Consider the following 26,404-nt stretch of genomic DNA (forward strand, 5'->3'; position numbering starts at 1 on the left):
GGGGACGACTTCCTTGCGCGGCCGGATACCCTGGAAGACGCTCACCGACCCCGACTCCGAGGACCGACGCCGCCGTGTTCGACACTCTCTCCGATCGCCTTTCAGCGACCTTCAAGAATCTGCGCGGCAAAGGACGTCTGAGCGAAGCCGACATCGACGTCGTGACGCGGGAGATCCGCATCGCGCTGCTCGAAGCCGACGTGGCCCTCCCGGTCGTCCGCACGTTCATCAAGAACGTCAAGGAGCGGGCCCTCGGCGCCGAGGTCTCGCGTTCGATGAATCCGGCCCAGCAGGTCCTGCTGATCGTGAAGGACGAGCTGGTCACGATCCTCGGCGGGGAGACCCGGCGGCTGCGCTTCGCCAAGCAGCCGCCGACCGTGATCATGCTGGCGGGTCTCCAGGGTGCCGGTAAGACCACCCTCGCGGGCAAGCTCGGCCGCTGGCTGAAGGAGCAGGGCCACTCGCCGGTCCTCGTCGCCGCCGACCTCCAGCGTCCCAACGCCGTCAACCAGCTGAGCGTCGTCGCCGAGCGCGCCGGCATCGCCGTCTACGCGCCCGAGCCGGGCAACGGCGTGGGGGACCCGGTCAAGGTCGCCAGGGACTCCATCGAGTTCGCCAAGCAGAAGGTCCACGACATCGTGATCGTGGACACCGCGGGCCGGCTCGGCATCGACCAGGAGCTGATGCAGCAGGCGGCCGACATCCGGGACGCCGTCTCGCCCGACGAGATCCTCTTCGTCGTCGACGCCATGATCGGCCAGGACGCGGTCACCACCGCCGAGGCCTTCCGGGACGGCGTCGGCTTCGACGGTGTCGTCCTGTCCAAGCTCGACGGTGACGCCCGCGGTGGTGCCGCGCTCTCCATCCGCCAGGTCACCGGCAAGCCGATCATGTTCGCGTCGAGCGGCGAGAAGCTGGAGGACTTCGACGCCTTCCATCCGGACCGGATGGCCTCCCGCATCCTCGACCAGGGTGACCTGCTCACCCTGCTTGAGACGGCGGGGAAGGTGTTCGACCAGGAAGAGGCCGAGAAGATGGCCTCCAAACTGGCGTCGAAGAAGGGCCAGGACTTCACCCTGGACGACTTCCTGGCCCAGATGGAACAGGTCAGGAAGATGGGCAGCATCAGCAAGCTGCTCGGGATGCTGCCCGGCATGGGCCAGATCAAGGACCAGATCAACAACCTCGACGAGCGGGACGTCGACCGCACCGCCGCGATCATCAAGTCGATGACCCCGGCCGAGCGCCAGGAACCGACGATCATCAATGGCTCGCGCCGCGCCCGTATCGCCAGGGGTTCCGGTGTCGAGGTCAGCGCTGTCAAGAACCTGGTCGAGCGGTTCTTCGAGGCCCGCAAGATGATGTCCCGCATGGCGCAGGGCGGTGGGATGCCGGGCATGCCGGGGATCCCCGGCATGGGCGGCGGCCCCGGCCGTACCAGGAAGCAGCCGAAGAAGGCCAAGGGCAAGCAGCGGTCCGGCAACCCGATGAAGCGCAAGCAGCAGGAGCTGGAGGAAGCACAGCGCCGCGAGGCGGCCGCGCAGGGCGGGAACGCCTTCGGCGTGCCGCAGCAGGGCGCCGAGAACTTCGAGCTGCCGGACGAGTTCAAGAAGTTCATGGGCTGAGTTCACCCGCGCGCGTGCCAGGGGTTGGTCCGTGTCGTACGGTCCGCGTATGACCAACCCCGCGCCGCCGCGTAAGTCACCCGATCAGCCCTGGCGTACCGAGGGCGCTCCCGAGGAGCCGCCCAAGCCGCCGAACGGCGGGCGGAAGATGCACGGCGGCTGGTGGCGGCTGATCGTCACCGCCCTGGTCGTGTATCTGCTGGCCAACCTGGTGCTGTCGTACTTCGACCAGGAGAACGAGCCGACGATCTCGTACACCGAGTTCAGCAGTCAGGTGGACGCGGGCAACGTCGAGAAGATCTACGCCAAGGGCGACTCGATCCAGGGCCAGCTGAAGAAGGAGCAGAAGAACCCCGAGGGCGGCGGGAGCTACACCAAGTTCAACACCGAGCGCCCGTCGTTCGCCGGTGACGACCTGTGGACCAGCCTGACCAAGCACAACGTGACGGTCACCGCGGAACCGGTCGTCCAGCACCGCAGCTTTCTCGCCAATCTGCTGATCTCACTGGCGCCGATCATCATCCTGGTGGCGGTGTGGGTCTTCATCGCCCGCCGGATGAGTGCGGGGCTGGGCGGCGCGGGCGGCATGCTGGGCCGCAAGGCGCCGCCCAAGCCGGTCGAACTGGAGCCCGGGCAGCAGCGGACCACCTTCGAGGACGTGGCCGGGATCGACGAGGTCGAGGGCGAGCTCAACGATGTCGTCGACTTCCTGAAGAACCCCGACGCCTACCGGAAGATGGGCGCCAAGATGCCCCGCGGTGTGCTGCTGGCCGGCCCGCCCGGCACCGGCAAGACGCTGCTCGCGCGGGCCGTCGCCGGCGAGGCGGGGGTGCCGTTCTTCTCGGCCTCCGCCTCCGAGTTCATCGAGATGATCGTGGGTGTCGGCGCCTCCCGCGTGCGCGAACTGTTCGCCGAGGCCCGCAAGGTCGCCCCCTCCATCATCTTCATCGACGAGATCGACACCATCGGACGGGCGCGCGGCGGCGGCGCCTCCATGGGTGGCCACGACGAGCGCGAGCAGACCCTCAACCAGATCCTCACCGAGATGGACGGCTTCTCCGGCTCGGAGGGCGTCATCGTCATCGCGGCCACCAACCGCGCCGACATCCTCGACCCCGCGCTCACCCGCCCGGGCCGCTTCGACCGGGTCGTCCAGGTCTCACCCCCCGACCGCACCGGCCGCGAGGCCATCCTCCGGATCCACACCCGCCAGATCCCGCTCGCCGAGGACGTCGACCTCGCCCAGGTGGCCCGTACGACCCCGGGCATGACCGGCGCCGAACTGGCCAACCTCGCCAACGAGGCCGCCCTGCTCGCCGTCAAGCGCAAGCAGGAGCGGGTCACCCGGTCCGACCTCTCGGAGGCCCTGGAGAAGGTCCAGCTCGGCGCCGAACGGCCGCTGGTGATGCCCGAGGAGGAGCGGCGCAGGACCGCCTACCACGAGAGCGGGCACGCCCTGCTCGGCATGCTCCAGCCCGGCGCCGACCCGGTCCGCAAGATCACCATCGTGCCGCGCGGCCGTGCCCTCGGCGTCACGCTCTCCACGCCGGACGCGGACAAGTACGCGTACACCGAGGAGTACCTGCGCGGCCGGATCATCGGCGCGCTCGGTGGCATGGCCGCCGAACAGGTCGTCTACGACGTGATCACCACCGGTTCCGAGAGCGACCTGGAACAGGTCACCGGCATCGCGCGCGGGATGGTCTCCCGCTGGGGCATGAGCGAGGAGGTCGGCCGCCTCTCCGCCCTCCCGAGCGACGCCCAGCAGGCCTACGGCCTCGCCGCCGCGCCCCAGACCCTCGACGTGATCGACACCGAGATGCGCCGGATCGTCGACGAGTGCTACGAGGAGGCCTGCCGCAAACTCCGCGACCACCGCGGCCAACTGGACGCCCTGGCCCAGGCCCTCCTGGAGAACGAGACCCTGGAGGAGGCGGACGCGTACCGGATCGCGGGCATCACGCGCCTGGCCAAGGATCCTGACGAGGCCTGACCGCGCTGAACCCGACCGCCCCGAATCTGACCGCCCCGAATCTGCGCGCCCCCGCTGTAGCGCCCCAAAGGGGCGCGGGGCTGTTATCGGTGTGCGGCTCCGCCGCGTGGGCGCGACCAGCCCCCACGGCGCCGCACCCGAACCGCGAGCCGAGACCCAGCGTCAGCGCACCCGCGCGATCAGGTACCGGAACACATTCGGCATCCACACCGTGCCGTCCGCACGCAGGTGCGGTTGGAGCGCCTCGACCAGCTCCTTGGCGACCTGCTCCTCGTCGGCCGCCGAGATCCCCGCGTCGAAGAGCCCGGTCGACAGCAGCCCGCGCACCGCGCTGTCCGTGTCGGCGTACCCGAACGGGCAGGAGACCCGCCCGGAACCGTCGATCCGCAGACCGGCCCGCTGGGCCACCTCCTCCAGATCGTCGCGGCAAGAAGGCCGCCAGCTTCCGGCGCTGCGCAAAGGATCAGCCAACTTCGTGGCCACCCGCAGCACGGCCGAGGTCGCACAGCGCTCCGGCGGGCCCCAGCCGGCCAGCACCACGGCCGCCCCGTGCTCCGCCAGGGGAGTCGCCTCGGCGAGCAGGTCGCCGAGCCCCTCGGCGTCGCCGGCCAGGCAGCCGATCGGGTCGAAGGCGGTGATCAGGTTGTACGCCGGGGCCTGCGCGACCGCCGTGTCCCGGGGCGTGCCCTCGACGATCCGGGCGGCACGGCCACGCGCGCGTACGCTCGGCGCCGGGTCGGGCAGCAGACGCTCACGGGCCAGGGCGAGCCGTTCGGGGCGGGAGTCGACACCCGTTACCGCGGCCCCTCTGGCCGCCGCCATCAGCAGGGCGAGACCGGAACCGCAGCGCAGGCCGAGCAGCCGGGTGGCGGGGCCCACTTCGAGTCGCTCGTGGACGGTCTCGTAGAGCGGCACCAGCATCCGCTCCTGGATCTCGGACCAGTCACGCGCGCGTGCGCCCAGGTTCACACGGGGTGGTGAGTCCGCGTGAGACAGGTGGTGCCGCACGAGCGTAGGTGTCATAGGTAAGCGCCCCAATCCGCCGAGAGTTACGCACTGACCGATTCCGTGGCCCCCGTGTCGTGCGCCCGCACTTCCCACCTATGCCACATAACTCCGGGCTCGCGATGGCGTCCAGAGGTCGCGGGTCCCGGCTTGTACGTGCGCTGTGACTGTGGCGAGATTTCACATCCCGGCAACTTGGGGCTCTACCATCGGACCCACGACCCGGCGGTTCTGGCCATGGTCGGACGGCAGCGCGACCGTACGGGTCCGCTCGCCGGAGAGGGACCGGTGCCGGATGACGACGGGCCACGGGTAACGCCTGGGCCGCCGCGCACGCTGAGCGGGGTGGAGCTTCCGCCACGAGAGCGACCGAAACGCCTCTTGCGCATCCGCCGACCTTCGTCGTCCAGGCGTCCGGTGCAGGGGTACGTGGCGGGTCGTACGTCAGACTACGCACCGGCTTGGTATGAGCTGTGAGGCTTCTCCGCAGATCAGCGCACCCGTACTCGTCTCCACGCATCAGCGGCAACTGACGGGTACGTGCAAATTATTTGGGATGGCCCGGAATAGGAACACAGGGGCACTCCCGCTCGTTCTCATTACGTGAGCACGACACAGACACCACCTGTTCTCGCCGCAGAGCTGGCGCAGGCGTGGGCCGACATTCAGCGGTACCACCCCGAGCTGCCGGACCTTGCCGCGCCAGAGTCCCTGATCGGGGAGTCGTCGTCCGCGTGCGGTCACGAGCTCTCCTTCGAACGGCTGCTCCATGAGGCAGTCCACGGCATCGCCGCCTCCCGCGGAGTCCGCGACACCTCCCGGGCCGGCCGCTACCACAACCGCCGATTCCTCGCGATCGCCGAGGAGCTGGGCCTGGACCACCCCGACGAGCCGCATCCCAGCAGCGGCTTCTCGCTGGTCACGCTCAACCCCGAGGCGAAGCGGCGCTACCGCCCGACCATCGAGAGACTGCAGCGCGCCCTCAAGGCGCACACGGTGGCCACGTCCGCCGACACCACCCGGACCTTCCGCGGCCCGGCCGCCCGCCACGGCTCCTCCGGCGGCGGCGTCCGGGTCAAGGCGGTGTGCGACTGCGGCCGCAACGTCCGGGTGGTCCCGTCGGTCCTGGCCCAGGCCCCCATCGTCTGCGGCGGCTGCGGCAAGCCGTTCCGCATCCCGGAGGTCGTCGGCGCGGCATAGGCCGCGGCTGCTCGTGGCAGCCGCAGCCATTGCCACCCCGACGGGCCCGCAGGCATCTCGCGGACGGCACCCCCGTCGGCGCCGGTCAGCGCACCCGACGTGACCTCACCTCCACGCCGGGTGCCGCTCCGGCATGCCTGAAGCCGCTCTCCCCGCCCGTCGGCCAGAGCGAGCCGTAGGGTGTGGCACAATGGCTAGCTGTACTCGACAGCCGCACAGGACCCCTCTCTCCTCCGGCTGACGCGTCCATCGGGCACTCGGGTACCGCAACCCCACGCGGCAGTCTCGCCGTGCCCAACCACGTCAAATCCAGGAGAACCCACTCCCGTGGCAGTCAAGATCAAGCTGAAGCGTCTGGGCAAGATCCGTTCGCCTCACTACCGCATCGTCATCGCCGACTCCCGCACCCGCCGTGACGGCCGTGCGATCGAGGAGATCGGCAAGTACCACCCGACCTACAACCCGTCGGTCATCGAGGTGGACGCCGACCGCGTGGCGTACTGGCTCGGCGTCGGCGCCCAGCCGACCGAGCCCGTGCTCGCCATCCTGAAGAAGACCGGCGACTGGCAGAAGTTCAAGGGCGAGCCCGCCCCGGCGCCGCTGCTCGTGGCCGCGCCGAAGGCCACGCGTCCGTCGTTCGAGGCGCTCGGCGGTGACGACGAGGGCAAGGGTGAGGCGATCACCCAGAAGAAGAAGGCTGAGAAGAAGGACGAGGCCGCGGCTGAGTCCGAGTCGACCGAGGCCTGAGCAGCATGCTCGAAGAGGCGCTTGAGCACCTCGTGAAGGGCATCGTCGACAACCCTGACGATGTGCAGGTCGCCTCGCGCAACCTGCGTCGCGGGCGCGTGCTGGAGGTCCGGGTGCACCCCGACGACCTCGGCAAGGTGATCGGCCGCAACGGCCGCACCGCGCGTGCCCTGCGCACCGTCGTGGGCGCCATCGGCGGTCGCGGAGTCCGTGTCGACCTCGTCGACGTGGACCACGTCCGCTGACGCTTCATCGCATCGCATCGCAACCGGCTCGGGCCGGGGAGGGCCCCACGGGCCGTCCCCGGCCCGCAGTCGTATGACAGGAGAACAGGCACAGTGCAGCTGGTAGTCGCACGGATCGGCCGCGCCCACGGCATCAAGGGCGAGGTCACCGTCGAGGTACGCACGGACGAGCCGGAGCTCAGGCTCGCGCCCGGCGCCGTACTCGCCACCGATCCCGCGTCGGCGGGACCGCTCACCATCGAGACCGGCCGGGTGCACAGCGGCCGTCTGCTCCTGCGCTTCGAGGGCGTCAAGGACCGCACCGGCGCCGAGGCCCTGCGCAACATCCTCCTGATCGCCGAGATCGACCCGGAGGAGCTGCCCGAGGGCGAGGACGAGTACTACGACCACCAGCTCATGGACCTGGACGTGGTCACCGTGGACGGCACCGAGGTCGGCCGGATCACCGAGATCTCGCATCTGCCCTCCCAGGACCTCTTCATCGTGGAGCGGCCCGACGGCAGCGAGGTGATGATCCCGTTCGTGGAGGAGATCGTCACCGAGATCGACCTGGCGGAGCAGCGGGCGGTCATCGCGCCACCGCCCGGCCTGATCGACGACCGGGCCGAGATCGCGTCCGCGCGGGACGAGTCGTCGGCGGGCGAGGAATCACCGTCGCGGGAAGAGTCGTAAGAGATGCGCCTCGACGTCGTCACTATCTTCCCCGAGTACCTCGAACCCCTGAACGTCTCGCTCGTCGGCAAGGCACGCGCGCGTGGGCAGCTCGGCGTCCATGTGCACGATCTGCGCGGGTGGACGTACGACCGGCACAACACGGTCGACGACACCCCCTACGGCGGCGGGCCCGGCATGGTCATGAAGACCGAGCCCTGGGGCGACGCCCTCGACACCGTCCTCGCCGACGGCTACGAGACCGGCTCGCACGCCCCCGCGCTCATCGTGCCGACCCCGAGCGGCCGCCCCTTCACCCAGGAACTCGCCGTCGAACTCTCCGAGCGGCCCTGGCTGATCTTCACGCCGGCCCGCTACGAGGGCATCGACCGGCGCGTCATGGACGAGTACGCCACCCGGATACCGGTCTACGAGGTCTCCATCGGGGACTACGTCCTCGCAGGCGGCGAGGCGGCCGTCCTGGTGATCACGGAGGCAGTGGCGCGGCTGCTGCCCGGCGTCCTCGGCAACGCCGAGTCGCACCGGGACGACTCCTTCGCGCCCGGCGCGATGGCGAACCTCCTGGAGGGCCCCGTCTACACCAAGCCGCCCGTCTGGCGCGGCCGGGACATCCCCGACGTGCTGCTCAGCGGCCACCACGGCAAGATCGCCCGCTGGCGACGCGACGAGGCCCTGAAGCGGACCACCGCCCACCGGCCCGACCTGATCGAGCGCTGTGACCCCAAGGTGTTCGACAAGAAGGACCGCGAGATGCTCTCCATCCTGGGCTGGGCCCCGGACCCGGAGGGCGCCGCCCGCGGCCGATTTTGGCGCAGGCCAGAGGGCGTGGAAGAATAGGCCGCTGTTGTGCGTCCGTCCGGCGTGCGCCCCTGCCACAGGGGGAGACGACGTCCGCCCCGATCCGCACGGCAGACCCCATGGAACACCTAGTTTCCGTTGATGACCTGTGGCATCAACGAGGAAAGCAGACGAAATGTCTCACCTGCTCGACACCGTCGACTCCGCGTCGCTGCGCAGCGACGTCCCGGCCTTCCGCCCGGGTGACACCGTCAACGTCCACGTCCGCGTCATCGAGGGCAACCGCTCCCGTGTGCAGCAGTTCAAGGGCGTTGTGATCCGCCGTCAGGGCAGCGGTGTCCGCGAGACCTTCACGGTCCGCAAGGTCTCCTTCTCCGTCGGCGTCGAGCGCACCTTCCCGGTGCACACCCCGATCGTCGAGAAGATCGAGCTCGTCACCCGTGGTGACGTGCGTCGCGCCAAGCTGTACTACCTGCGCGAGCTGCGCGGCAAGGCCGCGAAGATCAAGGAGAAGCGCGAGAGCTGATCTCGCGTGCCGGCCCTCGGAAGCCGCAGGCGAACGAGCCGGTAAGAAGGAGTCTCATCGAGGCCGGATAACATCTGGCCCCGATGGACACCGAAGCACAGCAGACGGAGCGCGACCGCTCCTCCCGCCCCGAACCAGAGGCCGCGGAGGACCGGTCGCGTTTCGCGTTGGTGGCGCGGGTCACCCAGCGGGTCACCGACTGGCTGCCCGGCGGCTGGATCACCCTCACCCTCTTCACCTGCCTGGCGTTTTTGCTCGTCCTCAACACTTTCGTGGCGCAACCATTCCAGATTCCCAGCGGATCCATGGAACAGGGATTGAGGATCGGGGACCGCGTTCTCGTAAATAAGTTGGCGTACCGTTTCGGTGCCGGGCCGCGCCGGGGAGATGTCGTGGTGTTCGACGGCTCCGGGTACTTCGGGGACGCCGACTACATCAAACGCGTCGTCGGTGTGGGAGGAGACCATGTGGTCTGCTGCGACAAGAAGGGGAGGATCGAAGTGAACGGCCGGCCGGTCGACGAGACCGCGTTCCTCTATCCCGGGGACACCCCCTCCAGCGTGCCCTTCAACGTCGACGTCCCCGACGGCACGCTCTTCGTTCTCGGCGACCACCGCAGCGACTCCAGCGACTCCCGCGACCACCTCGGCTCGCCCGGCGGCGGCATGATCCCCGTCAGCAAGGTCGTCGGCCGGACCGACTGGATCGTCTGGCCGTACGCCCACTGGACCCGTCTCACCCGTCCGGCCGCCTACGCGCGCGTGCCGTCGGCCGGAGCGTCCCATGGGTAACCGCGGCAGACCGCGCGGCGTGCCGGTCGACGCCGCCGCCAACCTGCTGCCCACCGGAGCCCGCCGCACCTCCAGCCCGTCCGGCGGCCGGTCCCGCGCGGAGCGGCGCAAGCTGCAGCGCAAGGTCAAGCGCAAGCGCCGGCGCGGTGCGGTGCGGGAGATACCGCTGCTGGTCGGCGTGGCCGTCCTGATAGCGCTCGTGCTGAAGACGTTCCTCGTCCAGGCCTTCGTGATCCCGTCGGGTTCCATGGAACAGACGATCCGGATCGGCGACCGGGTCCTGGTGGACAAGTTCACCCCGTGGTTCGGGTGGAAGCCGCACCGCGGGGACGTCGTCGTCTTCCACGACCCGGGCGGCTGGCTGGCGGACGAGCAGACCACCAAGGCGAACGACCCGGTCGGGGTGAAGCAGGTCAAGGAAGGGCTCACCTTCATCGGCCTGCTGCCGTCCGCCAACGAGAAGGACCTCATCAAACGGGTCATCGGCGTCGGCGGCGACCACGTCAAGTGCTGTGACGCACAGGGCCGGGTGACCGTCAACGGCGTACCGCTGACCGAGGGCGACTACCTGTATCCCGGAAACGCCCCCTCCACTCAGCAGTTCGACATCACCGTCCCCAAGGGGCGGCTGTGGGTGATGGGCGACCACCGCGGCAACTCGGCCGACTCCCGGGCGCACATGGACACCGACTACGGGGGCACGGTCGCCGTCACCTCGGTGGTGGGCCGGGCCATGATGATCGGCTGGCCGGTCGGCCACTGGACCAAGCTCGACGAACCTAAAACCTTCGCAAGCGTTTCTGACTCCGCGTCGGGGTCGACCGCGGCTCCCCGGCTGTCGCATAGGGTTGCCTCCGACGATCCGAACGGATACGTCCAACTCCCGAGCCCTGCGGAACTCCCGCTCGTTATGGGAGTGGTGGGCCTGCGCCGGGGACGACGCGGGCGGCGGCACGGAGTAAGGAGTTGGCGTGGGGGATGTGGCGGTTGGCGCACGGTCGGGACACGACGGCGAGGAGCACAGCGGGCGCCCCGTGGAGAATGTCCCCTCCGCAGACGGCGCCTCGACCTCCGGAGAGGGCACCGGGCCTGGCGGAGACGGCACCCCGGCAGAGGGTCCGTACTCCGGAGATGACGGCGCGGGCGCGGACGGAAACCCGGGTGAGTCGGCGGCGTCCGCACCGAAGAAGCCACGCTCCTTCTGGAAGGAGCTGCCGATCCTGGTCGTCATCGCCCTGGTGCTGGCCCTGCTGATCAAGACGTTCCTGGTGCAGGCGTTCTCGATTCCGTCGGACTCGATGCAGAACACCCTCCAGCAGGGTGACCGCGTCCTGGTGGACAAGCTCACCCCGTGGTTCGGCTCCAAGCCGGAGCGCGGCGAGGTCGTCGTCTTCCACGACCCGGACGACTGGCTGGCGGGCGAGCCCACCGCCCAGCCGAACGCGATCCAGACCTTCCTCAGCTGGATCGGCCTGATGCCGTCCGCCGAGGAGCGGGACCTGATCAAGCGGGTCATCGGCGTCGGCGGCGACACCGTGTCCTGCAAGAACAGCGGCCCCCTCACGGTCAACGGCCACCCGTTGAACGAGCCGTATGTGTACCCGGGCAACACCCCGTGCAGCGTCGACGACCAGGGCGGCCAGTTCACGGTCCACGTGCCCAAGGGCTACATCTGGGTGATGGGCGACCACCGCCAGAACTCCCGCGACTCGCGCTACAACCAGTCCGACAAGCACCACGGCATGGTCCCGGTGAAGGACGTCGTCGGCCGTGCCATCGTCAAGGCCTGGCCGATCAACCGCTGGGGCACGCTGCCGATCCCGGACACCTTCGACCAGAGCGGCATCAACACGCAGTCGTCCGCCGCGGCCTCCCTCTCGGTGGCGCCCGAGGGCGTGACGGTCGCCGCCGTCCTGCCGGTCGTGGTGTGGCGCCGTCGGCGAGGCGACCGCATCGAGCGGAAGTTCGACAAGCGCGTGGCCGCCGGCAAGCGGTGACCGCCCCGCGCACGCCTTCGCTGACCGCCCCATGTGAAAGCCTTGGGGAGCTTGTGACCGGGGGCGCCGAAGAAGGGCTGCCCCTGCCCGGTACCGCCGGGTAGGGTGCGGCCTCATGGGCGACAGCACGATACGTACGGCCCCGCGCAGCGGCGGCAGCACCAGCACGAGCGCGGCACAGACAGGCAGCAGGCTCGGACAGCGGTTGTCCGGGATCGCCGTCGCGCTGGGCATCGTGCTGTTCCTCGGCGGATTCGCCTGGGGAGCGGTGGTCTACCGGCCGTACACCGTGCCCACCACTTCGATGACGCCGACGATCGACGCCGGGGACCGGGTCCTCGGCCAGCGCATCGACGGCAGCGAGGTGCGCCGGGGCGATGTCGTCGTCTTCCGCGACAAGAGCTGGGTCAGCAACGCGGACGTCGTCAAGCGAGTGGTCGCGGTCGGCGGGGACACCGTCTCCTGCTGCACCGACGGCAAGCTGACGGTCAACGGCAAGCAGATCGACGAGCCGTATCTGCCGGCGGGCAGCCTGGCCGAGCTCCAGGGCTTCCCGAAGGTCACCGTCCCCCAGGGCAGGCTCTTCCTCCTCGGTGACGAGCGCCAGGGCTCCCTGGACTCCACCGCCCACCTCACGGACGCGGCGCAGGGCACGGTCTCCCGCAGCGCCGTCCACGCCCGTGTGGACGCCGTGATCTGGCCGATGAAGGGCCTGCTCAAGCGCCCGACCGGCTTCGAGACCCTGGGCACCCTCTCCGAGCCCGGGCCGCTGCGCGTCATCGAGTTCATGATCGTCGCCGGTGGCGTGCTGGTTCTCGCGGGCGGCGCCTACGGCCCGGTCGCGAACCTGCTGGGCCGTTCCCGCGCCGGTGCCCGTACGGAGCCCGCCGGTGCCCGCTGAGGCGCTGACGGAAGGCGGCCTGCGCAAGGTGGCCCGGGTGGTCCTGCTCGACCCCGAGGACCGCATCCTGCTCCTGCACGGCCACGAGCCGGACGACCCGGCCGACGACTGGTGGTTCACCCCCGGCGGCGGTCTGGAGGGCCACGAGACCCGTGAGCAGGCCGCTTTGCGGGAACTCGCCGAGGAGACCGGCATCACGGACGTCGAACTGGGTCCGGTGCTGTGGCGGCGGACATGCTCCTTCCCGTTCGCCGGCCGCCGCTGGGAACAGGACGAGTGGTACTACCTGGCCCGTACGGCGCAGACGGCCGTCGAGGCCACCGCCCTGACCGAGCTGGAGCAGCGCAGCGTGGCCGGAGCACGTTGGTGGACGTGCCAGGAACTGACCCGGGCACATGAGACGGTGTATCCGACCAGACTCGCCGAGCTGTTCCGTAGGCTGCTCGACGAAGGTCCCCCCGCCGGGCCCGTCACCCTTGACACGGAAATCGTCTAGGGGCGCGCGGCACTGGCGCACAATGGTGGGATCGCACGGCTGAAGGGGAACATGCCATGAGCGCCGAGGACCTCGAAAAGTACGAGACCGAGATGGAGCTGAAGCTCTACCGGGAGTACCGCGATGTCGTCGGTCTGTTCAAATTCGTGATCGAGACCGAGCGGCGCTTCTACCTCACCAACGACTACGAGATGCAGGTGCACTCGGTCCAGGGTGAGGTCTTCTTCGAGGTGTCCATGGCGGACGCCTGGGTCTGGGACATGTACCGGCCGGCCCGTTTCGTGAAGCAGGTCCGTGTCCTCACGTTCAAGGACGTGAACATCGAGGAGCTGAACAAGAGCGATCTGGAGCTTCCGGGCGGCTGAGTCCTGGAGTGGGCGGCCGGCCTCTGGGGTGTGATCGCTCGTGTGGGTGATGGAGTTGTCCACAACCGCCGAGTAACTCACCAAGATCGACTTCTTGCCCGGGGGATGCGTGACGGTTGGCGCCGGAGGTGGTGCCGACATGAACACGAATCTGGCACGCAGCGCACTGGGCAAGTACGGCGAGACACTGGCCGCACGGCGGCTGGCCGAGGCCGGGATGACGGTCCTGGAGCGCAACTGGCGCTGCGGCAGGACGGGCGAGATCGACATCGTGGCGCGGGACGGGGACGTCCTGGTCGTCTGCGAGGTCAAGACCCGGCGGGCGGGCGTCTTCGAGCACCCCATGGCCGGGGTCTCCCCGGAGAAGGCGCAGCGCCTGCGCGGCCTCGCCGAACACTGGATCCACGCACACGGCGGGGCACCGCCCGGCGGCGTCCGCATCGACGTGGTCGGCGTGCTCCTGCCGCAGCGCGGGGCCCCCGTCGTCGAGCACACCCGGGGGGTGGCGTGAGATGGGGTTCGCGCGTACCTGCTCGGTGGCGCTGGTCGGCGTCGAGGGCGTGGTGGTCGAGGTCCAGGCCGACCTGGAGCCCGGGGTGGCTGCCTTCACCCTGGTGGGGCTGCCGGACAAGAGCCTGACGGAGAGCCGGGACCGGGTCCGGGCGGCGGTGGTGAACTCGGGCGCAGCCTGGCCCTCGAAGAAGCTCACCGTCGGACTGAGCCCGGCGTCCGTGCCGAAGAGCGGCAGCGGCTTCGACCTCGCGGTGGCCGCGGCCGTGCTCGGGGCGGCCGAGCGGATCGACCCCCGGGTGCTCGCCGAGATCGTGATGATCGGCGAGCTGGGCCTGGACGGCCGGGTCCGGCCGGTCCGGGGCATCCTGCCCGCCGTGCTGGCGGCCGCCGACGCCGGATACGAGCAGGTGGTCGTGCCGGAGAGCGCGGTGCCGGAGGCCTCGCTGGTGCCGGGGGTGTCCGTGCTGGGCGTCCGCAGCCTGCGCCAGCTGATCGCCGTCCTCACCGACGAACCGGTGCCCGACGAGCAGCCCGTCCCCGGCGAGATCCGCCCGGACCCGTTCCTCGCCGGACTCGCCCTGCCCGGCATGGGACTCGGTACCGGCATGGTCACCGGCGACCACGCCCCGGACCTCGCGGACGTCGCCGGGCAGCAGGTGGCCCGGGCCGCCCTGGAGGTGGCCGCGGCCGGACGCCATCACGTCTTCTTCAAGGGCCCGCCCGGGGCCGGCAAGACCATGCTGGCCGAGCGGCTGCCCGGCCTGCTGCCCGAACTGAGCCGGCAGGAGTCCCTGGAGGTCACCGCCGTCCACTCGGTGGCCGGGATGCTGCCACCCGGCCACCCCCTGGTCGACAGGCCGCCCTACTGCTCCCCGCACCACTCGGCCACCATGGCCTCCCTAGTCGGCGGCGGAACCAGCCTGCCGCGCCCGGGAGCGGTCTCCCTGGCCCACCACGGCGTGCTCTTCCTGGACGAGGCGGCCGAGTTCCACAGCAGCGTCCTGGACGCCCTGCGGCAGCCTCTGGAATCGGGTCACGTCGTCATCGCGCGGGCCGCAGGGATGCTGCGGATGCCCGCGAGGTTCCTCATGGTCCTGGCCGCCAACCCGTGCCCCTGCGGCCGGCACGGCACCGCAGGCGACGCCTGCGAGTGCCGGCCCTCCTCGATCAAGCGGTACCGCGCCCGGCTCTCCGGCCCCCTGATGGACCGCGTGGACCTCAGGGTGAGCGTCGAGCCCGTCGCCAGGGAGGAACTGCTGCGCTTCCACACCGGCGCCGAGCCCTCCGCCGCCGTGGCCGACCGGGTGCGCACGGCCCGGGAGCGGGCGGCCCGGCGCTACGACGGGCTGCCCTGGCGCACCAACAGCGAGGTCCCCGGCCACGAGCTGCGCACCCGCTGGCACGTCCGGCCGGGTGCCCTTCTCAAGGCCGAGCTGGACCTCGACCGGGGGATGCTCACCGCCCGCGGCCTGGACCGGGTGCTCCGGGTCGCCTGGACCCTCGCCGACCTGGCCGGCCGCGACCGTCCCTCGGCCAACGACGTCAACCTGGCCCTGGAGCTGCGCACCGGCGTCCGGCGTGGCGCGGTCCTGGAAGGGATCGCCCCGTGAGCGATACCGAGCTGCTCGACCGGGTCTTTCTGGCCCGGGTCGTCGAGCCCGGGGACGAGACCGCCGGGCGGTGGGTGCGGGAACAGGGCGTTCCGGAGGTGGCGGCCCGGCTGCGCGAGGGCGGGCAGGCCCTGCCGGGCGTCGGCGGCAAACGCTGGGCGGGCCTGCTGGCCCGGGCGCGGCAGGCTGATCCGCGCGCCGACCTCGCTGTCGCACGGGAGGCGGGTGCACGGTTCGTGTGCCCCGGCGACACCGAGTGGCCCAGCCAGCTCGACGACCTCGGCGACGCCCGCCCCCTCGGCCTGTGGGTGCGCGGCCGGCCCAGTCTGCGGATGTGGGCGCTGCGCGCCGTCGCCGTCGTCGGGGCCCGGGCCTGCACCGAGTACGGCGCCCACATGGCGGCCGTCCTCGCCGCGGGGCTCGCCGAGCGCGGCTGGGTCGTGGTGTCCGGCGGAGCCTACGGCGTCGACGGTGTCGCACACCGCGGTGCGCTCGGCGCCGGTGGGGCCACCGTCGCCGTGCTGGCCTGCGGGGTCGACCGGCCCTACCCACGGGGCCACACCGAGTTGATCAACAGGATCGCCGAACAGGGACTGGTGGTGGGGGAGTTGCCGCCCGGCGAGCATCCGACGGCCAGCAGGTTCGTGCTCCGCAACCGGGTCATCGCGGCGCTCACCAGGGGAACCGTCGTGGTGGAGGCCGCGCACCGAAGCGGCTCGCTGGTCACCGCGCGGGCGGCGCAGCGGCTCGGCCGGTTCACCATGGGTGTCCCCGGACCGGCCACCAGCGGTCTCTCGGCCGGGGTGCACGAGCTGCTCCGCGGGGAGGCCGTGCTGGTCACCGATGCCGCGGAGGTCGTCGAACTCGTGGGGGACATGGGCGAGCTGGCCCCGGCCAGACGCGGCCCCGTCCTCCCGCGCGACCTGCTCGAACCCGCCGCCCGGCAGGTCCTGGCCGCCCTGCCCGGCAACCGGACGGCCTCACTCGAAGAGGTGGCACGCGGCGCCCCGACGTCCGAGGACGAGGCCGTCGCGAGACTGTACGAACTCCGAGCACTTGGTTACGTCGAACGACACGGCGACGGCTGGAAGTTGACACGCCAGGCGATGATCTCGGTCCGGGCTGGTCGGAGCCGGTGCTGACCGAGCGTGTTCGGCCGTCCGGGGGAACCCCCGACGCCCTTGGGAATTCCCGGAGTTGACGCCTCCAGCCGATCACGCAGAGCGACGTGCCGAGCGCGGTGGGGCGGGCAGTACAGGGGGTTCGCGCAGGGGTGGAGCCTCGTTGTTCGCGCACCGCGACTCCTCAGTCACGCTACGCTCACGAAAGGCCTGGCGCAGACCGCGCCAACCGACATGAGAACGACACCGCGCCCAACCCTCGCTTTCACCCCCCGCTCACCTCACTCCACGGCACATCACAGCACTTCCTGGCACTTCACGGCAGAACGGCACAAGGCGACGAATGCCCCAGCACACCTCCGGGTCCGACCGGGCGGCGATCCCCCCAGCCGCCCGCGACGGTGGCAGAGTGCGGCCGCCCGCTCCCTCGACGCTCGACGAGCTGTGGCGGTCGTACAAGGCGACGGGGGACGACCGGCTGCGGGAACAGCTGATCCTGCACTACTCGCCGCTGGTCAAGTACGTGGCCGGCCGGGTGAGCGTGGGTCTGCCGCCCAATGTGGAGCAGGCCGACTTCGTCTCCTCCGGGGTGTTCGGGCTCATCGACGCGATCGAGAAGTTCGACGTCGACCGGGAGATCAAGTTCGAGACGTACGCGATCACCCGGATCCGGGGCGCGATGATCGACGAGCTGCGGGCGCTGGACTGGATCCCGCGCTCGGTCCGGCAGAAGGCGCGGAACGTGGAGCGCGCCTACGCCACCCTGGAGGCGCGGCTGCGGCGCACGCCCTCGGAGGGCGAGGTCGCCGCCGAGCTGGGCATCGAGGTGGACGAGCTGCACGCCGTCTTCAGCCAGCTGTCGCTGGCCAACGTGGTGGCGCTGGAGGAGCTGCTGCACGTCGGGGGCGAGGGCGGCGACGGGCTGAGCGTGATGGACACGCTGGAGGACACCGCCGCGGACAACCCCGTGGAGGTGGCCGAGGACCGGGAGCTGCGGCGCTTCCTGGCGCGGGCGATCAACACGCTGCCGGAGCGTGAGAAGACCGTGGTGACCCTCTACTACTACGAGGGGCTCACGCTCGCCGAGATCGGGAACGTGCTCGGGGTCACCGAGAGCCGGGTGAGCCAGATCCACACCAAGTCGGTGCTGCAGCTGCGGGCCAAGCTGGCGAGTTTCGGCCGTTGAGCGGGGCCGGCGGGAGGTTTTCGGCCAACGGCGGCGGCCGGGCGCCCCGCGTCCCCGTCGTGCTGCCTCCCGTCCGGCGCGGCGCGTCCGTAGAGTGGTTGACGTGCCAAGGATTCGAGCGGCCTCCGTGGCCGAGCACCGGTCGATGCAGCGAGCCGCCCTGCTGGACGCGGCGCGGTCCCTCCTGTCCGAGGGCGGCACGGAGGCGCTGACCTTCCCCGCCCTCGCCGAGCGCACGGGGCTCGCGCGGTCGTCCGTCTACGAGTACTTCCGTTCCCGCGCCGCCGTGGTCGAGGAGCTGTGCGAGGCCGACTTCCCGGTGTGGGCGGCGGAGGTCGCGGCGGCGATGGAGCGCGCGGCTTCCGCCGAGGGCAAGGTCGAGGCGTATGTGCGGAAGCAGCTGGCCCTGGTCGGGGACCGGCGGCACCGGGCGGTGGTCGCGATCTCGGCGAGCGAGCTGGACGCGGGGGCGCGGGAGAAGATCCGGGCCGCGCACGGCGGGCTGGTCGCGATGATCGTGGAGGCGCTGGGGGAGCTGGGGCACGGGCAGCCGCGGCTCGCGGCGATGCTGGTGCAGGGGGTTGTGGACGCCGCGGTGCGGCGGATCGAGCTCGGGGCGGCGGAGGATCCGGTGGTGATCACCGACGCGGCTGTGGCGATGGCCCTGCGGGGTGTGCGGGGCTGAGGCAGCCGGGGCTGGGGCTGGGGCTGGGGCTGGGGCCGGGGGTGGGGACGCTTACCGGCGCTGGCAGGGTGCCGCCCGCGCCCACCCGTGCCGCCCCAGCGGCACGACTGCCCGCGGCTGGATGAAAGACACGGCTGGACAGCGCGCCCCAAAGGGGCGCGGGGAACTGCGCGGCCAGCCCCCACGCACCCGCAGTCGCGCGACCGACCGTCCCCACCCCACCGGCAGCGCAACCCCGGCTCACCGCTCCGGCAGCGGAACCCCCAGCACCGGCAGCAGTCTCGACGGCCCCCCGTTCAGCAGCCACGGCGGCAACAGCAGCAGCGGGTCCAGGTACCCGTCGCCTCTGAGCAGTCCCCAGTGCACACACACCCGCGCACCGCAGTGCGCGCCCCCCGCCTCCACCGTGCCCACGACCTCCCCCGCCGCCACTTCGTCCCCCTTCCGCACCGTCGGCGTCACCGGCTCGTACGTCGTGCGAAGCTCCGTGCCCGCCAGTTGCACCGACACCACACCGCGCCCCGCCACCCGCCCCGCGTAGGAGACCCGGCCCGCCGCCACCGCCCGTACCGGCTCACCGGCGGACGCCCCCACGTCGACTCCCCGGTGCCCGGGGCCGTACACCGTCGCCGGTGGTTCCCAGCCGCGCAGGACCGGTGGACGTACCCCCACCGGCCAGGCGCGGGCGAGCGCCGGCACGGGCGGGGCGGCAGGGGGCGGCGGAGGGTCCGCCCCGACCCAGGCCCGGGCCGCGGTCGCGCCAAGAACCAGCGGCAACGCCGTCGCCGCCCACATCCATCGCATCGCGCGTCGCATGACCAACATGGTCAAACCGTCACGCAGCCGCGCCGATCATGGCCGGTACCTGTGGATTACTCCCGGGTTGTGGAGAGCGACGTCACCCGGTGCCCCGCCGGTCCCGTACACTTCTTCTGGCGATCCGGGTCACCGGGTCGACTTCGCACGCCCCGACATCTGGCCATCACCAGCAGATGTCAGCGCTTCTCGGTCCACAGCGGCACAGCGCACCCGGGCGTCAGGCGCGGGAGCCGTCCGGCCCCCGCGGCACAACCGAGAAATTCAAGGAGATACGGCCATGGCCGTCGTCACGATGCGGGAGCTGCTGGAGAGCGGCGTCCACTTCGGTCACCAGACCCGTCGCTGGAACCCGAAGATGAAGCGCTTCATCTTCACCGAGCGCAACGGCATCTACATCATCGACCTGCTCCAGTCGCTGTCGTACATCGACCGCGCCTACGAGTTCGTCAAGGAGACCGTCGCCCACGGCGGCACGGTCATGTTCGTCGGCACGAAGAAGCAGGCGCAGGAGGCCATCGCCGAGCAGGCCACCCGCGTCGGCATGCCCTACGTCAACCAGCGCTGGCTGGGCGGCATGCTCACCAACTTCTCGACCGTCTACAAGCGTCTGCAGCGCCTCAAGGAGCTTGAGCAGATCGACTTCGAGGACGTCGCCGCGTCCGGTCTGACCAAGAAGGAGCTTCTCGTGCTCTCGCGCGAGAAGGCCAAGCTGGAGAAGACCCTCGGCGGTATCCGCGAGATGCAGAAGGTGCCCAGCGCCGTCTGGATCGTGGACACCAAGAAGGAGCACATCGCGGTCGGTGAGGCCCGGAAGCTCAACATCCCGGTCGTCGCGATCCTCGACACCAACTGCGACCCCGACGAGGTCGACTACAAGATCCCGGGCAACGACGACGCGATCCGCTCCGTCACCCTGCTCACCCGCGTGATCGCCGACGCGGTCGCCGAGGGCCTCATCTCCCGCTCTCGTGTCGCCACCGGCGACAAGGGCGAGAAGGCCGCCGGCGAGCCGCTCGCCGAGTGGGAGCGCGACCTGCTTGAGGGCGAGAAGAAGGCGGACGAGGCCGAGGTCCAGACCTCTACCGAGACCGAGAAGGTCGCCGACGCCGAGCAGGCCGAGGCCCCGGCCGCCGAGGCCCCGGTTGCGGAGGCTCCGGCCACCGAGGCTCCGGCCACCGAGGCTCCGGCCGGGGACGCCGAGCAGGCCTGACCCGTCAGCGTCGACGGCGGGGGCGGCGACATCCCGAACGCCCCCGCCGTTCACCCATAGGTTCGCGCTCTACATCTACGTGTAGATCGTGGATCGGGCAGATCTCCCGACTTCGAGAAAGACTCACAGACTCATGGCGAACTACACCGCCGCTGACGTCAAGAAGCTCCGCGAGCTCACCGGCGCCGGCATGATGGACTGCAAGAAGGCCCTGGACGAGGCCGAGGGCGATGTCGACAAGGCCGTCGAGGCGCTCCGCATCAAGGGCCAGAAGGGCGTCGCCAAGCGCGAGGGCCGCTCCGCCGAGAACGGCGCCGTGGTCTCGATCATCGCCGACGACAACTCCTCCGGCGTCCTCGTCGAGCTGAAGTGCGAGACGGACTTCGTCGCCAAGGGTGACAAGTTCCAGGCCGTCGCCACCACCATCGCCGAGCACGTCGCCAAGACCGCCCCGGCGGACCTGGAGGCCCTGCTCGCCTCCGAGATCGAGCCCGGGAAGACCGTCCAGGCGTACGTCGACGAGGCCAACGCCAACCTCGGCGAGAAGATCGTCCTGGACCGCTTCGCGCAGTACGCCGACGGTTACGTCACCGCCTACATGCACCGCACGATGCCCGACCTGCCCCCGCAGATCGGTGTCCTCGTCGAGCTGGACAAGCCGAACGCCGACGTCGCCAAGGGCATCGCCCAGCACATCGCCGCCTTCGCGCCGAAGTACCTCGCCCAGCAGGACGTCCCGGCCGAGGTCGTCGAGTCCGAGCGCCGGATCGCCGAGGAGACCACCCGCGCCGAGGGCAAGCCCGAGGCCGCGATCGCCAAGATCGTCGAGGGTCGTCTGAACGGCTTCTTCAAGGACGCCACGCTGCTCGGCCAGCCGTACGCGCTCGACAACAAGAAGTCGGTCCAGAAGGTCCTGGACGAGGCCGGTGTCACCCTGAAGCGCTTCTCGCGCATCAAGGTCGGTATCTGAGTCCGTACCGCGATCGACGCGCGACCCACGGGGAAATCCCGATAGGGTCGGTCGACAGCAGTCGTCCGTACACACCGCCACACCCAGGGACGTGACGGACGGCGGCAGATCTGACGAGGAGGCCATTGCCGCGCATGGGCAGCGAAAAGCGACCCCACCGGCAATGGCCTTCTTCGTATGCGTATGTGCAACATGTGAAAGAGGCGGGATCTCCATGACCACCAAGGCCCAGAAGAGCGACGACGGCAAACTACGCGGCCGGTTCCTGCTGAAGCTGTCCGGAGAGGCCTTCTCCGGTGGCGGCGGCCTGGGCGTGGACCCCGACGTGGTGCACAAGATCGCCCGTGAGATCGCGGCCGTGGTCCGCGACGGCGCGCAGGTCGCCGTGGTCATCGGCGGCGGCAACTTCTTCCGCGGCGCCGAGCTCCAGCAGCGCGGTATGGACCGGGCCCGCTCCGACTACATGGGCATGCTCGGCACCGTCATGAACTGCCTCGCCCTCCAGGACTTCCTGGAGAAGGAGGGCATCGACAGCCGGGTGCAGACCGCGATCACCATGGGGCAGGTCGCCGAGCCGTACATCCCGCTGCGCGCCATCCGCCACCTGGAGAAGGGCCGCGTGGTCATCTTCGGCGCCGGTATGGGCATGCCGTACTTCTCCACCGACACCACCGCCGCCCAGCGCGCCCTGGAGATCGACGCCGAGGCGCTGCTCATGGGCAAGAACGGCGTGGACGGGGTCTACGACTCCGACCCCAAGACCAACCCCGACGCCGTCAAGTTCGACTCCCTCGGCTACGGCGAGGTCATCACCCGGGAGCTCAAGGTCGCCGACGCCACCGCGATCACGCTCTGCCGCGACAACAAGCTGCCGATCCTGGTCTTCGAGCTGCTGGCGGAGGGCAATATCGCGCGCGCCGTCAAGGGTGAGAAGATCGGCACGCTGGTGGGTGAACAGGGCAGCCGGGACTGACCGGCACCGCCTGACGCACCCTGACCGGGGGATGGACAATGTCCTGCCGGTCGGGAACCGTCAGGGAAAGAAGACGCGACGCAGCCGGCCGCCGCCCCGCAACGGAACCGCAGCCGGGCCTTACTCAAGACACGCAGGAGCAAGTGGTGATCGAAGAGACCCTCCTCGAAGCCGAGGAGAAGATGGAGAAGGCCGTCGTGGTCGCCAAGGAGGACTTCGCCGCGATCCGCACCGGCCGTGCGCACCCGGCGATGTTCAACAAGATCGTGGCCGACTACTACGGCGCGCCGACGCCGATCAACCAGCTGGCCTCTTTCTCCGTGCCGGAACCGCGCATGGCGGTCGTGACACCGTTCGACAAGACGGCCCTGCGCAACATCGAGCAGGCCATTCGCGACTCGGACCTGGGCGTCAACCCGAGCAACGACGGCAACATCATCCGGGTGGTGTTCCCCGAGCTCACCGAGGAGCGCCGCCGGGAATACATCAAGGTCGCCAAGGGCAAGGCGGAGGACTCCCGGGTGTCCATCCGTTCCGTGCGCCGCAAGGCCAAGGACGCCATCGACAAGCTGATCAAGGACGGCGAGGTCGGCGAGGACGAGGGCCGCCGCGCCGAGAAGGAGCTCGACGACACCACCGCGAAGTACGTCGCACAGGTGGACGAGCTCCTCAAGCACAAGGAAGCGGAGCTTCTCGAAGTCTGATGAACGACTCATCCTGGGGAGCCCCGCAGCACGCCGGGCAGCACGCCGGGCAGGCCGGATCACCGGCCGGGTACTGGGGACCGACCGATCAGGCCACCGGCCAGGGCTACGACCACGGTCAGGGCCAGGGGTACGGCCAGGGCCATGGTTACGGCCACGGGCCGGACCCCGCTCAGGGGTATGGCCCCGGCCCGGCCCAGGGGTACGTCCCCGGCCAGGCCCAGGGTCCCGGTCAGGGGTACGACCTCGGTCGCGCTCACGGCTATGACCAGGGGCATGTCCAGGGAGCCGTCCCGGCGGGTCCCGCGTACGATGCGCAGAACGCGCAGCAGACTCGCCCCATGCCCATCGTGCCCGACGACGTACCCGCGTACGGCTCTGACCAGGACGACGACCGGGGGGCCGCCCGGCTGAGCGGCCCCCTGTTCCGAGACGAGACGTTCCGCAGCGACACCCCGTCGGCGCAGCCCCTGCCTCACGCGGCGGCGCCGCAGAATCCGGAGCCCATGCCCGACGTCCCCCAGCCGGCGCCCGCGCCGCAGAAGAAGAGCGCGGGACGCGACCTGGGTGCGGCCATAGGGGTCGGCGTCGGGCTCGGCGTCGTGATCGTGGCGTCCCTGTTCGTCGTCAAGGCCGTCTTCGTCGGTGTCGTGGCGGTCGCGGTCGTGGTGGGCCTGTGGGAGCTGACCAGCCGGCTCCAGGAGCGCAAGGGCATCAAGGCGCCGCTGGTCCCGCTGGCGCTCGGCGGCGCGGCGATGGTGGTGGCCGGCTACGCCCGGGGCGCCGAGGGCGCCTGGGTCGCCCTGGCGCTCACCGGGCTCGCGGTCCTGGTCTGGCGGATGACGGAACCGCCGGAGGGCTACCTCAAGGACGTCACGGCGGGCCTGTTCGCGGCGTTCTACGTCCCGTTCCTGGCGACGTTCGTCGCGATGATGCTCACCGCCGAGGACGGCCCCTTCCGGGTGCTGACCTTCCTGCTCCTCACGGTGGTCAGCGACACCGGCGCCTACGCGGTCGGCTGGCGCTTCGGCACCCACAAGCTCGCCCCCCGTATCAGCCCCGGCAAGACCCGCGAGGGCCTGGTCGGCGCGGTGCTGTTCGCGATGGTCGCGGGCGCGCTGTGCATGCAGTTCCTGATCGACGACGGCACCTGGTGGCAGGGCCTCCTGCTGGGCCTCGCGGTCGCGGCCAGCGCCACCCTCGGCGACCTCGGCGAGTCCATGATCAAGCGTGACCTGGGCATCAAGGACATGGGCACCCTGCTGCCGGGCCACGGCGGCATCATGGACCGTCTGGACTCGTTGCTGCCGACGGCTCCGGTGGTGTGGTTGCTGATGGTGTTGTTCGTGGGCAGCGGCTGACAGCGGGCCACGGGGCCACGCCGCGGTAGCGGCAGGTCGACACAGCATGGACCGTCTGGACTCGTTGCTGCCGACGGTTCCGGTGGTGTGGTTGCTGATGGTGTTGTTCGTGGGCGGCGGCTGACAGCGGGCCACGGGGCCACGCCGCGGTAGCGGCAGGTCGACACAGCATGGACCGTCTGGACTCGTTGCTGCCGACGGTTCCGGTGGTGTGGTTGCTGATGGTGTTGTTCGTGGGCGGCGGCTGACAGCGGGCCACGGGGCCACGCCGCGGTAGCGGCAGGTCGACACAGCATGGACCGTCTGGACTCGTTGCTGCCGACGGTTCCGGTGGTGTGGTTGCTGATGGTGTTGTTCGTCGGTAGCGGCTGAACCACTCGGGCGCCGGCTTGCGGTCGGCCTACGGAGATGTGGCCTCGGCGGCTGATCTACGCGGACATCGCGGCGGTCGGTATGCAGCCGGCGTAGCGGGGCCCCTCCTTCGCAGGGGCGTAGCGGGGCCCCTCCTTCGCAGGGCGGGGGCTCGTTGGTGGGGCCCCGGATGACGCAGCAGAAATCGCATGGGCATGCCGGTCAGAGGCAGACTCCCTGTGAGGACGCTGTGTTCTCCGACGTGCAGGGAGTTGCCCATGCCCCTCGACCCGGCTCCGGCCTCCACCCCGTCCCCGACCCCGGCCCCGCCGCCGGTGCGGTTCTGGCCCGTCGACGATCTGCCCGCCCTCGACCCGGACCCGTTCCTGGACGAGATGCTGCGTGACGAGCCGGTCACCCGGATCAGACTCGCGCACGGCGAGGGGGACGCCTGGCTGGTCACCCGGTACGAGGACGTCCGCTTCGTCACGTCCGACCCGCGTTTCTCCCGGGAACTGGTCGTCGGCCGAGACGTCACCAGCATGCGCCCGGCGCCCGTGGCCTCCCAGACGGCCGGCCTGCAGTACATCGACCCGCCCGGGCACAACCGGCTGCGCCGGGTCGTCGCCCGTGCCTTCACCGGGCGGGCCATGCAGCGGCTGCGGCCGATGGCAGAGCGCCGGGCCGGTGAACTCCTCGACGCGATGGAGGCCGCGGGCCCGCCGGCCGACCTCATGGAGCATCTGCACGGCCCGTTCCCGATCGCCGTGATCCGCGACTTCCTCGGCGTCGACGAGAAGGACTGGCACCGCTGGGCGGCCACCGGCGAGGCGCTGCTCTCCGCCGGTCCCGACGCCGAGGAGCGTGCCCGGGAGGCCGCTCGCGCCACCCGCGCCCGGATCGCCGAGCTGCTGCACAGCCGCCGCGAGGAACCTCGCGAGGACCTCGCCGGGGTGCTGGCCCAGGCCACCGCCGACGGCGAGATCACCGACGACGAGGCGATCTCCCTGGCCACCGCCATCCAGGTCAGCGGCGGCCACGCGGTCCGCAACAACAGCGGCTCGATGATGTACGCGCTGCTCACCCACCCCAGGCACCTGGACCGGCTGCGCCGCGAGCCGGAGCTGCTCCCCAAGGCGGTGGACGAGCTGTTCCGCTACGTCCCGCACCGCAACGGCGTCGGTATCCCGCGCGTCGCCGCCGAGGACGTCGAGGTCGGCGGCCAGCTGATCCGCGCCGGTGACGTCGTCTACAACGCCTACGTCGCCGCCAACCGCGACCCCGCCGTCTTCACCGACCCCGACGACCTGGACTTCGAGCGGGCCAACGGTCCCCACCTGGCCTTCGGGCACGGCCCCCACCACTGCATGGCCGCGATCATGGCCCGCATGGAGGCCGAGATCATGATCGGCTCGGTGCTCGCCCGCTTCCCCGGCATCCGGCTCGCCGTGCCACCCGAGGAGGTCGAGTTCCAGCGCCAGGGCCTGATCCGCGGACCGCGTACGCTGCCCGTGACCTGGTGACCGGCGAGGGCCGAGGA

The 26,404-nt window shown here is 70.6% G+C and carries 27 protein-coding genes; 25 read left to right on the top strand and 2 right to left on the bottom strand.

Going from position 1 to position 26,404, the window contains the following annotated elements; translation table 11 throughout:
• Positions 1-74: 74 nt before the first annotated feature.
• Together ffh and ftsH are read left to right on the top strand one after the other, a co-directional pair.
• Positions 75-1,625 (top strand): signal recognition particle protein, encoded by a 1,551-nt coding sequence (gene ffh, locus OHB00_RS35785; protein ID WP_406441037.1) that lies wholly within the window; start codon positions 75-77, stop codon positions 1,623-1,625.
• A 49-nt stretch (positions 1,626-1,674) separates the two neighbouring features.
• Positions 1,675-3,618: an ATP-dependent zinc metalloprotease FtsH gene (gene ftsH / locus OHB00_RS35790; protein ID WP_406441039.1), complete on the top strand. Its 1,944-nt coding sequence runs from the start codon at positions 1,675-1,677 to the stop codon at positions 3,616-3,618.
• 162 nt (positions 3,619-3,780) lie between these two features.
• Here the strand turns inward: ftsH and OHB00_RS35795 are convergent, their stop codons facing one another.
• A complete protein-coding gene (locus OHB00_RS35795) occupies positions 3,781-4,641 on the bottom strand; it encodes a class I SAM-dependent methyltransferase (RefSeq protein ID WP_406441041.1) in 861 nt (286 codons plus the stop codon).
• Positions 4,642-5,226: 585 nt separating this feature from the next.
• On the opposite strand from OHB00_RS35795, the gene OHB00_RS35800 reads away from it, so the two are divergent.
• From OHB00_RS35800 to OHB00_RS35880, 17 genes are all read left to right on the top strand, one after another.
• The gene (locus tag OHB00_RS35800) at positions 5,227-5,823 is read left to right on the top strand and encodes a hypothetical protein (protein ID WP_365712095.1); all 597 of its coding nucleotides are present in this window, start codon (positions 5,227-5,229) and stop codon (positions 5,821-5,823) included.
• Positions 5,824-6,150: 327 nt separating this feature from the next.
• Positions 6,151-6,570 (top strand): 30S ribosomal protein S16, encoded by a 420-nt coding sequence (gene rpsP / locus OHB00_RS35805; RefSeq protein ID WP_089098502.1) that lies wholly within the window; start codon positions 6,151-6,153, stop codon positions 6,568-6,570.
• A 5-nt stretch (positions 6,571-6,575) separates the two neighbouring features.
• Positions 6,576-6,815: an RNA-binding protein gene (locus OHB00_RS35810; protein ID WP_003973401.1), complete on the top strand. Its 240-nt coding sequence runs from the start codon at positions 6,576-6,578 to the stop codon at positions 6,813-6,815.
• Between the two features lie 93 nt (positions 6,816-6,908).
• The gene (gene rimM, locus OHB00_RS35815; protein ID WP_406441043.1) at positions 6,909-7,487 is read left to right on the top strand and encodes a ribosome maturation factor RimM; all 579 of its coding nucleotides are present in this window, start codon (positions 6,909-6,911) and stop codon (positions 7,485-7,487) included.
• Positions 7,488-7,490: 3 nt separating this feature from the next.
• Complete coding sequence (trmD, locus tag OHB00_RS35820) at positions 7,491-8,324, top strand: tRNA (guanosine(37)-N1)-methyltransferase TrmD (protein ID WP_406441045.1); 834 nt, start codon at positions 7,491-7,493, stop codon at positions 8,322-8,324.
• A 136-nt stretch (positions 8,325-8,460) separates the two neighbouring features.
• Positions 8,461-8,811 (top strand): 50S ribosomal protein L19, encoded by a 351-nt coding sequence (gene rplS / locus OHB00_RS35825; RefSeq protein ID WP_351485043.1) that lies wholly within the window; start codon positions 8,461-8,463, stop codon positions 8,809-8,811.
• Between the two features lie 83 nt (positions 8,812-8,894).
• Positions 8,895-9,602: a signal peptidase I gene (gene lepB, locus OHB00_RS35830; protein WP_406441047.1), complete on the top strand. Its 708-nt coding sequence runs from the start codon at positions 8,895-8,897 to the stop codon at positions 9,600-9,602.
• On the top strand, positions 9,595-10,737 hold the full coding sequence (gene lepB, locus OHB00_RS35835) for a signal peptidase I (protein WP_406441049.1): 1,143 nt from the start codon (positions 9,595-9,597) through the stop codon (positions 10,735-10,737). The genes lepB (OHB00_RS35830) and lepB (OHB00_RS35835) overlap by 8 nt, the downstream gene beginning before the upstream one ends.
• Positions 10,637-11,599, top strand: a complete 963-nt coding sequence (lepB, locus tag OHB00_RS35840; protein WP_406441051.1) for a signal peptidase I — start codon at positions 10,637-10,639, stop codon at positions 11,597-11,599. The genes lepB (OHB00_RS35835) and lepB (OHB00_RS35840) overlap by 101 nt, the downstream gene beginning before the upstream one ends.
• 115 nt (positions 11,600-11,714) lie before the next feature.
• On the top strand, positions 11,715-12,500 hold the full coding sequence (gene lepB, locus OHB00_RS35845; RefSeq protein ID WP_406441053.1) for a signal peptidase I: 786 nt from the start codon (positions 11,715-11,717) through the stop codon (positions 12,498-12,500).
• A complete protein-coding gene (locus OHB00_RS35850; protein WP_406441055.1) occupies positions 12,490-12,996 on the top strand; it encodes an NUDIX hydrolase in 507 nt (168 codons plus the stop codon). Before lepB (OHB00_RS35845) ends, OHB00_RS35850 begins: the two co-directional genes overlap by 11 nt.
• Positions 12,997-13,052: 56 nt before the next feature.
• Complete coding sequence (locus OHB00_RS35855; RefSeq protein ID WP_043444228.1) at positions 13,053-13,361, top strand: DUF2469 domain-containing protein; 309 nt, start codon at positions 13,053-13,055, stop codon at positions 13,359-13,361.
• Positions 13,362-13,500: 139 nt separating this feature from the next.
• On the top strand, positions 13,501-13,872 hold the full coding sequence (locus OHB00_RS35860; protein ID WP_406441057.1) for a YraN family protein: 372 nt from the start codon (positions 13,501-13,503) through the stop codon (positions 13,870-13,872).
• Between the two features lies 1 nt (position 13,873).
• A complete protein-coding gene (locus tag OHB00_RS35865) occupies positions 13,874-15,484 on the top strand; it encodes a YifB family Mg chelatase-like AAA ATPase (RefSeq protein WP_406441058.1) in 1,611 nt (536 codons plus the stop codon).
• The gene (gene dprA / locus OHB00_RS35870) at positions 15,481-16,626 is read left to right on the top strand and encodes a DNA-processing protein DprA (protein ID WP_406441060.1); all 1,146 of its coding nucleotides are present in this window, start codon (positions 15,481-15,483) and stop codon (positions 16,624-16,626) included. Before OHB00_RS35865 ends, dprA begins: the two co-directional genes overlap by 4 nt.
• A gap of 322 nt (positions 16,627-16,948) precedes the next feature.
• Positions 16,949-17,791: an RNA polymerase sigma factor WhiG gene (gene whiG / locus OHB00_RS35875; protein ID WP_217547435.1), complete on the top strand. Its 843-nt coding sequence runs from the start codon at positions 16,949-16,951 to the stop codon at positions 17,789-17,791.
• A gap of 127 nt (positions 17,792-17,918) precedes the next feature.
• On the top strand, positions 17,919-18,476 hold the full coding sequence (locus OHB00_RS35880; protein WP_406446139.1) for a TetR/AcrR family transcriptional regulator: 558 nt from the start codon (positions 17,919-17,921) through the stop codon (positions 18,474-18,476).
• A 240-nt stretch (positions 18,477-18,716) separates the two neighbouring features.
• Here OHB00_RS35880 and OHB00_RS35885 read toward each other — a convergent pair whose 3' ends face one another.
• Entirely contained in the window at positions 18,717-19,292 is a 576-nt protein-coding gene (locus OHB00_RS35885) for a peptidoglycan DD-metalloendopeptidase family protein (protein WP_406441062.1), read from the bottom strand.
• A gap of 280 nt (positions 19,293-19,572) precedes the next feature.
• Between OHB00_RS35885 and rpsB the strand changes: the two genes are divergently transcribed.
• From rpsB to OHB00_RS35915, 6 genes are all read left to right on the top strand, one after another.
• On the top strand, positions 19,573-20,505 hold the full coding sequence (rpsB, locus tag OHB00_RS35890) for a 30S ribosomal protein S2 (RefSeq protein WP_406441064.1): 933 nt from the start codon (positions 19,573-19,575) through the stop codon (positions 20,503-20,505).
• Positions 20,506-20,638: 133 nt separating this feature from the next.
• Positions 20,639-21,475, top strand: coding sequence for a translation elongation factor Ts (tsf, locus tag OHB00_RS35895; protein WP_406441066.1), 837 nt, complete (start codon positions 20,639-20,641; stop codon positions 21,473-21,475).
• 214 nt (positions 21,476-21,689) lie between these two features.
• On the top strand, positions 21,690-22,448 hold the full coding sequence (gene pyrH, locus OHB00_RS35900; protein WP_406441068.1) for a UMP kinase: 759 nt from the start codon (positions 21,690-21,692) through the stop codon (positions 22,446-22,448).
• Between the two features lie 146 nt (positions 22,449-22,594).
• A complete protein-coding gene (frr, locus tag OHB00_RS35905; protein ID WP_406441069.1) occupies positions 22,595-23,152 on the top strand; it encodes a ribosome recycling factor in 558 nt (185 codons plus the stop codon).
• Between the two features lie 341 nt (positions 23,153-23,493).
• A complete protein-coding gene (locus OHB00_RS35910; RefSeq protein ID WP_406446141.1) occupies positions 23,494-24,513 on the top strand; it encodes a phosphatidate cytidylyltransferase in 1,020 nt (339 codons plus the stop codon).
• A gap of 629 nt (positions 24,514-25,142) precedes the next feature.
• Positions 25,143-26,387, top strand: a complete 1,245-nt coding sequence (locus OHB00_RS35915) for a cytochrome P450 (RefSeq protein ID WP_406441071.1) — start codon at positions 25,143-25,145, stop codon at positions 26,385-26,387.
• The last annotated feature ends 17 nt before the right edge of the window (positions 26,388-26,404 follow it).

The organism is Streptomyces sp. NBC_00631, from assembly GCF_045206895.1.
GTDB lineage: Bacteria > Actinomycetota > Actinomycetes > Streptomycetales > Streptomycetaceae > Streptomyces.

What these genes read in the sequence shown, in the direction of transcription:
- OHB00_RS35860 (WP_406441057.1), top strand. Translation starts at nt 13,501, where the DNA reads ATGAACACGAATCTGGCACGCAGCGCACTGGGCAAGTACGGCGAGACA.
- OHB00_RS35795 (WP_406441041.1), bottom strand. Translation starts at nt 4,641, where the DNA reads ATGACACCTACGCTCGTGCGGCACCACCTGTCTCACGCGGACTCACCA.
- lepB (WP_406441047.1), top strand. Translation starts at nt 8,895, where the DNA reads ATGGACACCGAAGCACAGCAGACGGAGCGCGACCGCTCCTCCCGCCCC.
- rplS (WP_351485043.1), top strand. Translation starts at nt 8,461, where the DNA reads ATGTCTCACCTGCTCGACACCGTCGACTCCGCGTCGCTGCGCAGCGAC.
- OHB00_RS35865 (WP_406441058.1), top strand. Translation starts at nt 13,874, where the DNA reads ATGGGGTTCGCGCGTACCTGCTCGGTGGCGCTGGTCGGCGTCGAGGGC.
- rpsB (WP_406441064.1), top strand. Translation starts at nt 19,573, where the DNA reads ATGGCCGTCGTCACGATGCGGGAGCTGCTGGAGAGCGGCGTCCACTTC.
- OHB00_RS35810 (WP_003973401.1), top strand. Translation starts at nt 6,576, where the DNA reads ATGCTCGAAGAGGCGCTTGAGCACCTCGTGAAGGGCATCGTCGACAAC.
- lepB (WP_406441053.1), top strand. Translation starts at nt 11,715, where the DNA reads ATGGGCGACAGCACGATACGTACGGCCCCGCGCAGCGGCGGCAGCACC.
- trmD (WP_406441045.1), top strand. Translation starts at nt 7,491, where the DNA reads ATGCGCCTCGACGTCGTCACTATCTTCCCCGAGTACCTCGAACCCCTG.
- OHB00_RS35855 (WP_043444228.1), top strand. Translation starts at nt 13,053, where the DNA reads ATGAGCGCCGAGGACCTCGAAAAGTACGAGACCGAGATGGAGCTGAAG.
- pyrH (WP_406441068.1), top strand. Translation starts at nt 21,690, where the DNA reads ATGACCACCAAGGCCCAGAAGAGCGACGACGGCAAACTACGCGGCCGG.
- OHB00_RS35885 (WP_406441062.1), bottom strand. Translation starts at nt 19,292, where the DNA reads ATGCGACGCGCGATGCGATGGATGTGGGCGGCGACGGCGTTGCCGCTG.
- ftsH (WP_406441039.1), top strand. Translation starts at nt 1,675, where the DNA reads ATGACCAACCCCGCGCCGCCGCGTAAGTCACCCGATCAGCCCTGGCGT.
- OHB00_RS35910 (WP_406446141.1), top strand. Translation starts at nt 23,494, where the DNA reads ATGCCCATCGTGCCCGACGACGTACCCGCGTACGGCTCTGACCAGGAC.
- lepB (WP_406441049.1), top strand. Translation starts at nt 9,595, where the DNA reads ATGGGTAACCGCGGCAGACCGCGCGGCGTGCCGGTCGACGCCGCCGCC.
- whiG (WP_217547435.1), top strand. Translation starts at nt 16,949, where the DNA reads ATGCCCCAGCACACCTCCGGGTCCGACCGGGCGGCGATCCCCCCAGCC.
- OHB00_RS35915 (WP_406441071.1), top strand. Translation starts at nt 25,143, where the DNA reads ATGCCCCTCGACCCGGCTCCGGCCTCCACCCCGTCCCCGACCCCGGCC.
- tsf (WP_406441066.1), top strand. Translation starts at nt 20,639, where the DNA reads ATGGCGAACTACACCGCCGCTGACGTCAAGAAGCTCCGCGAGCTCACC.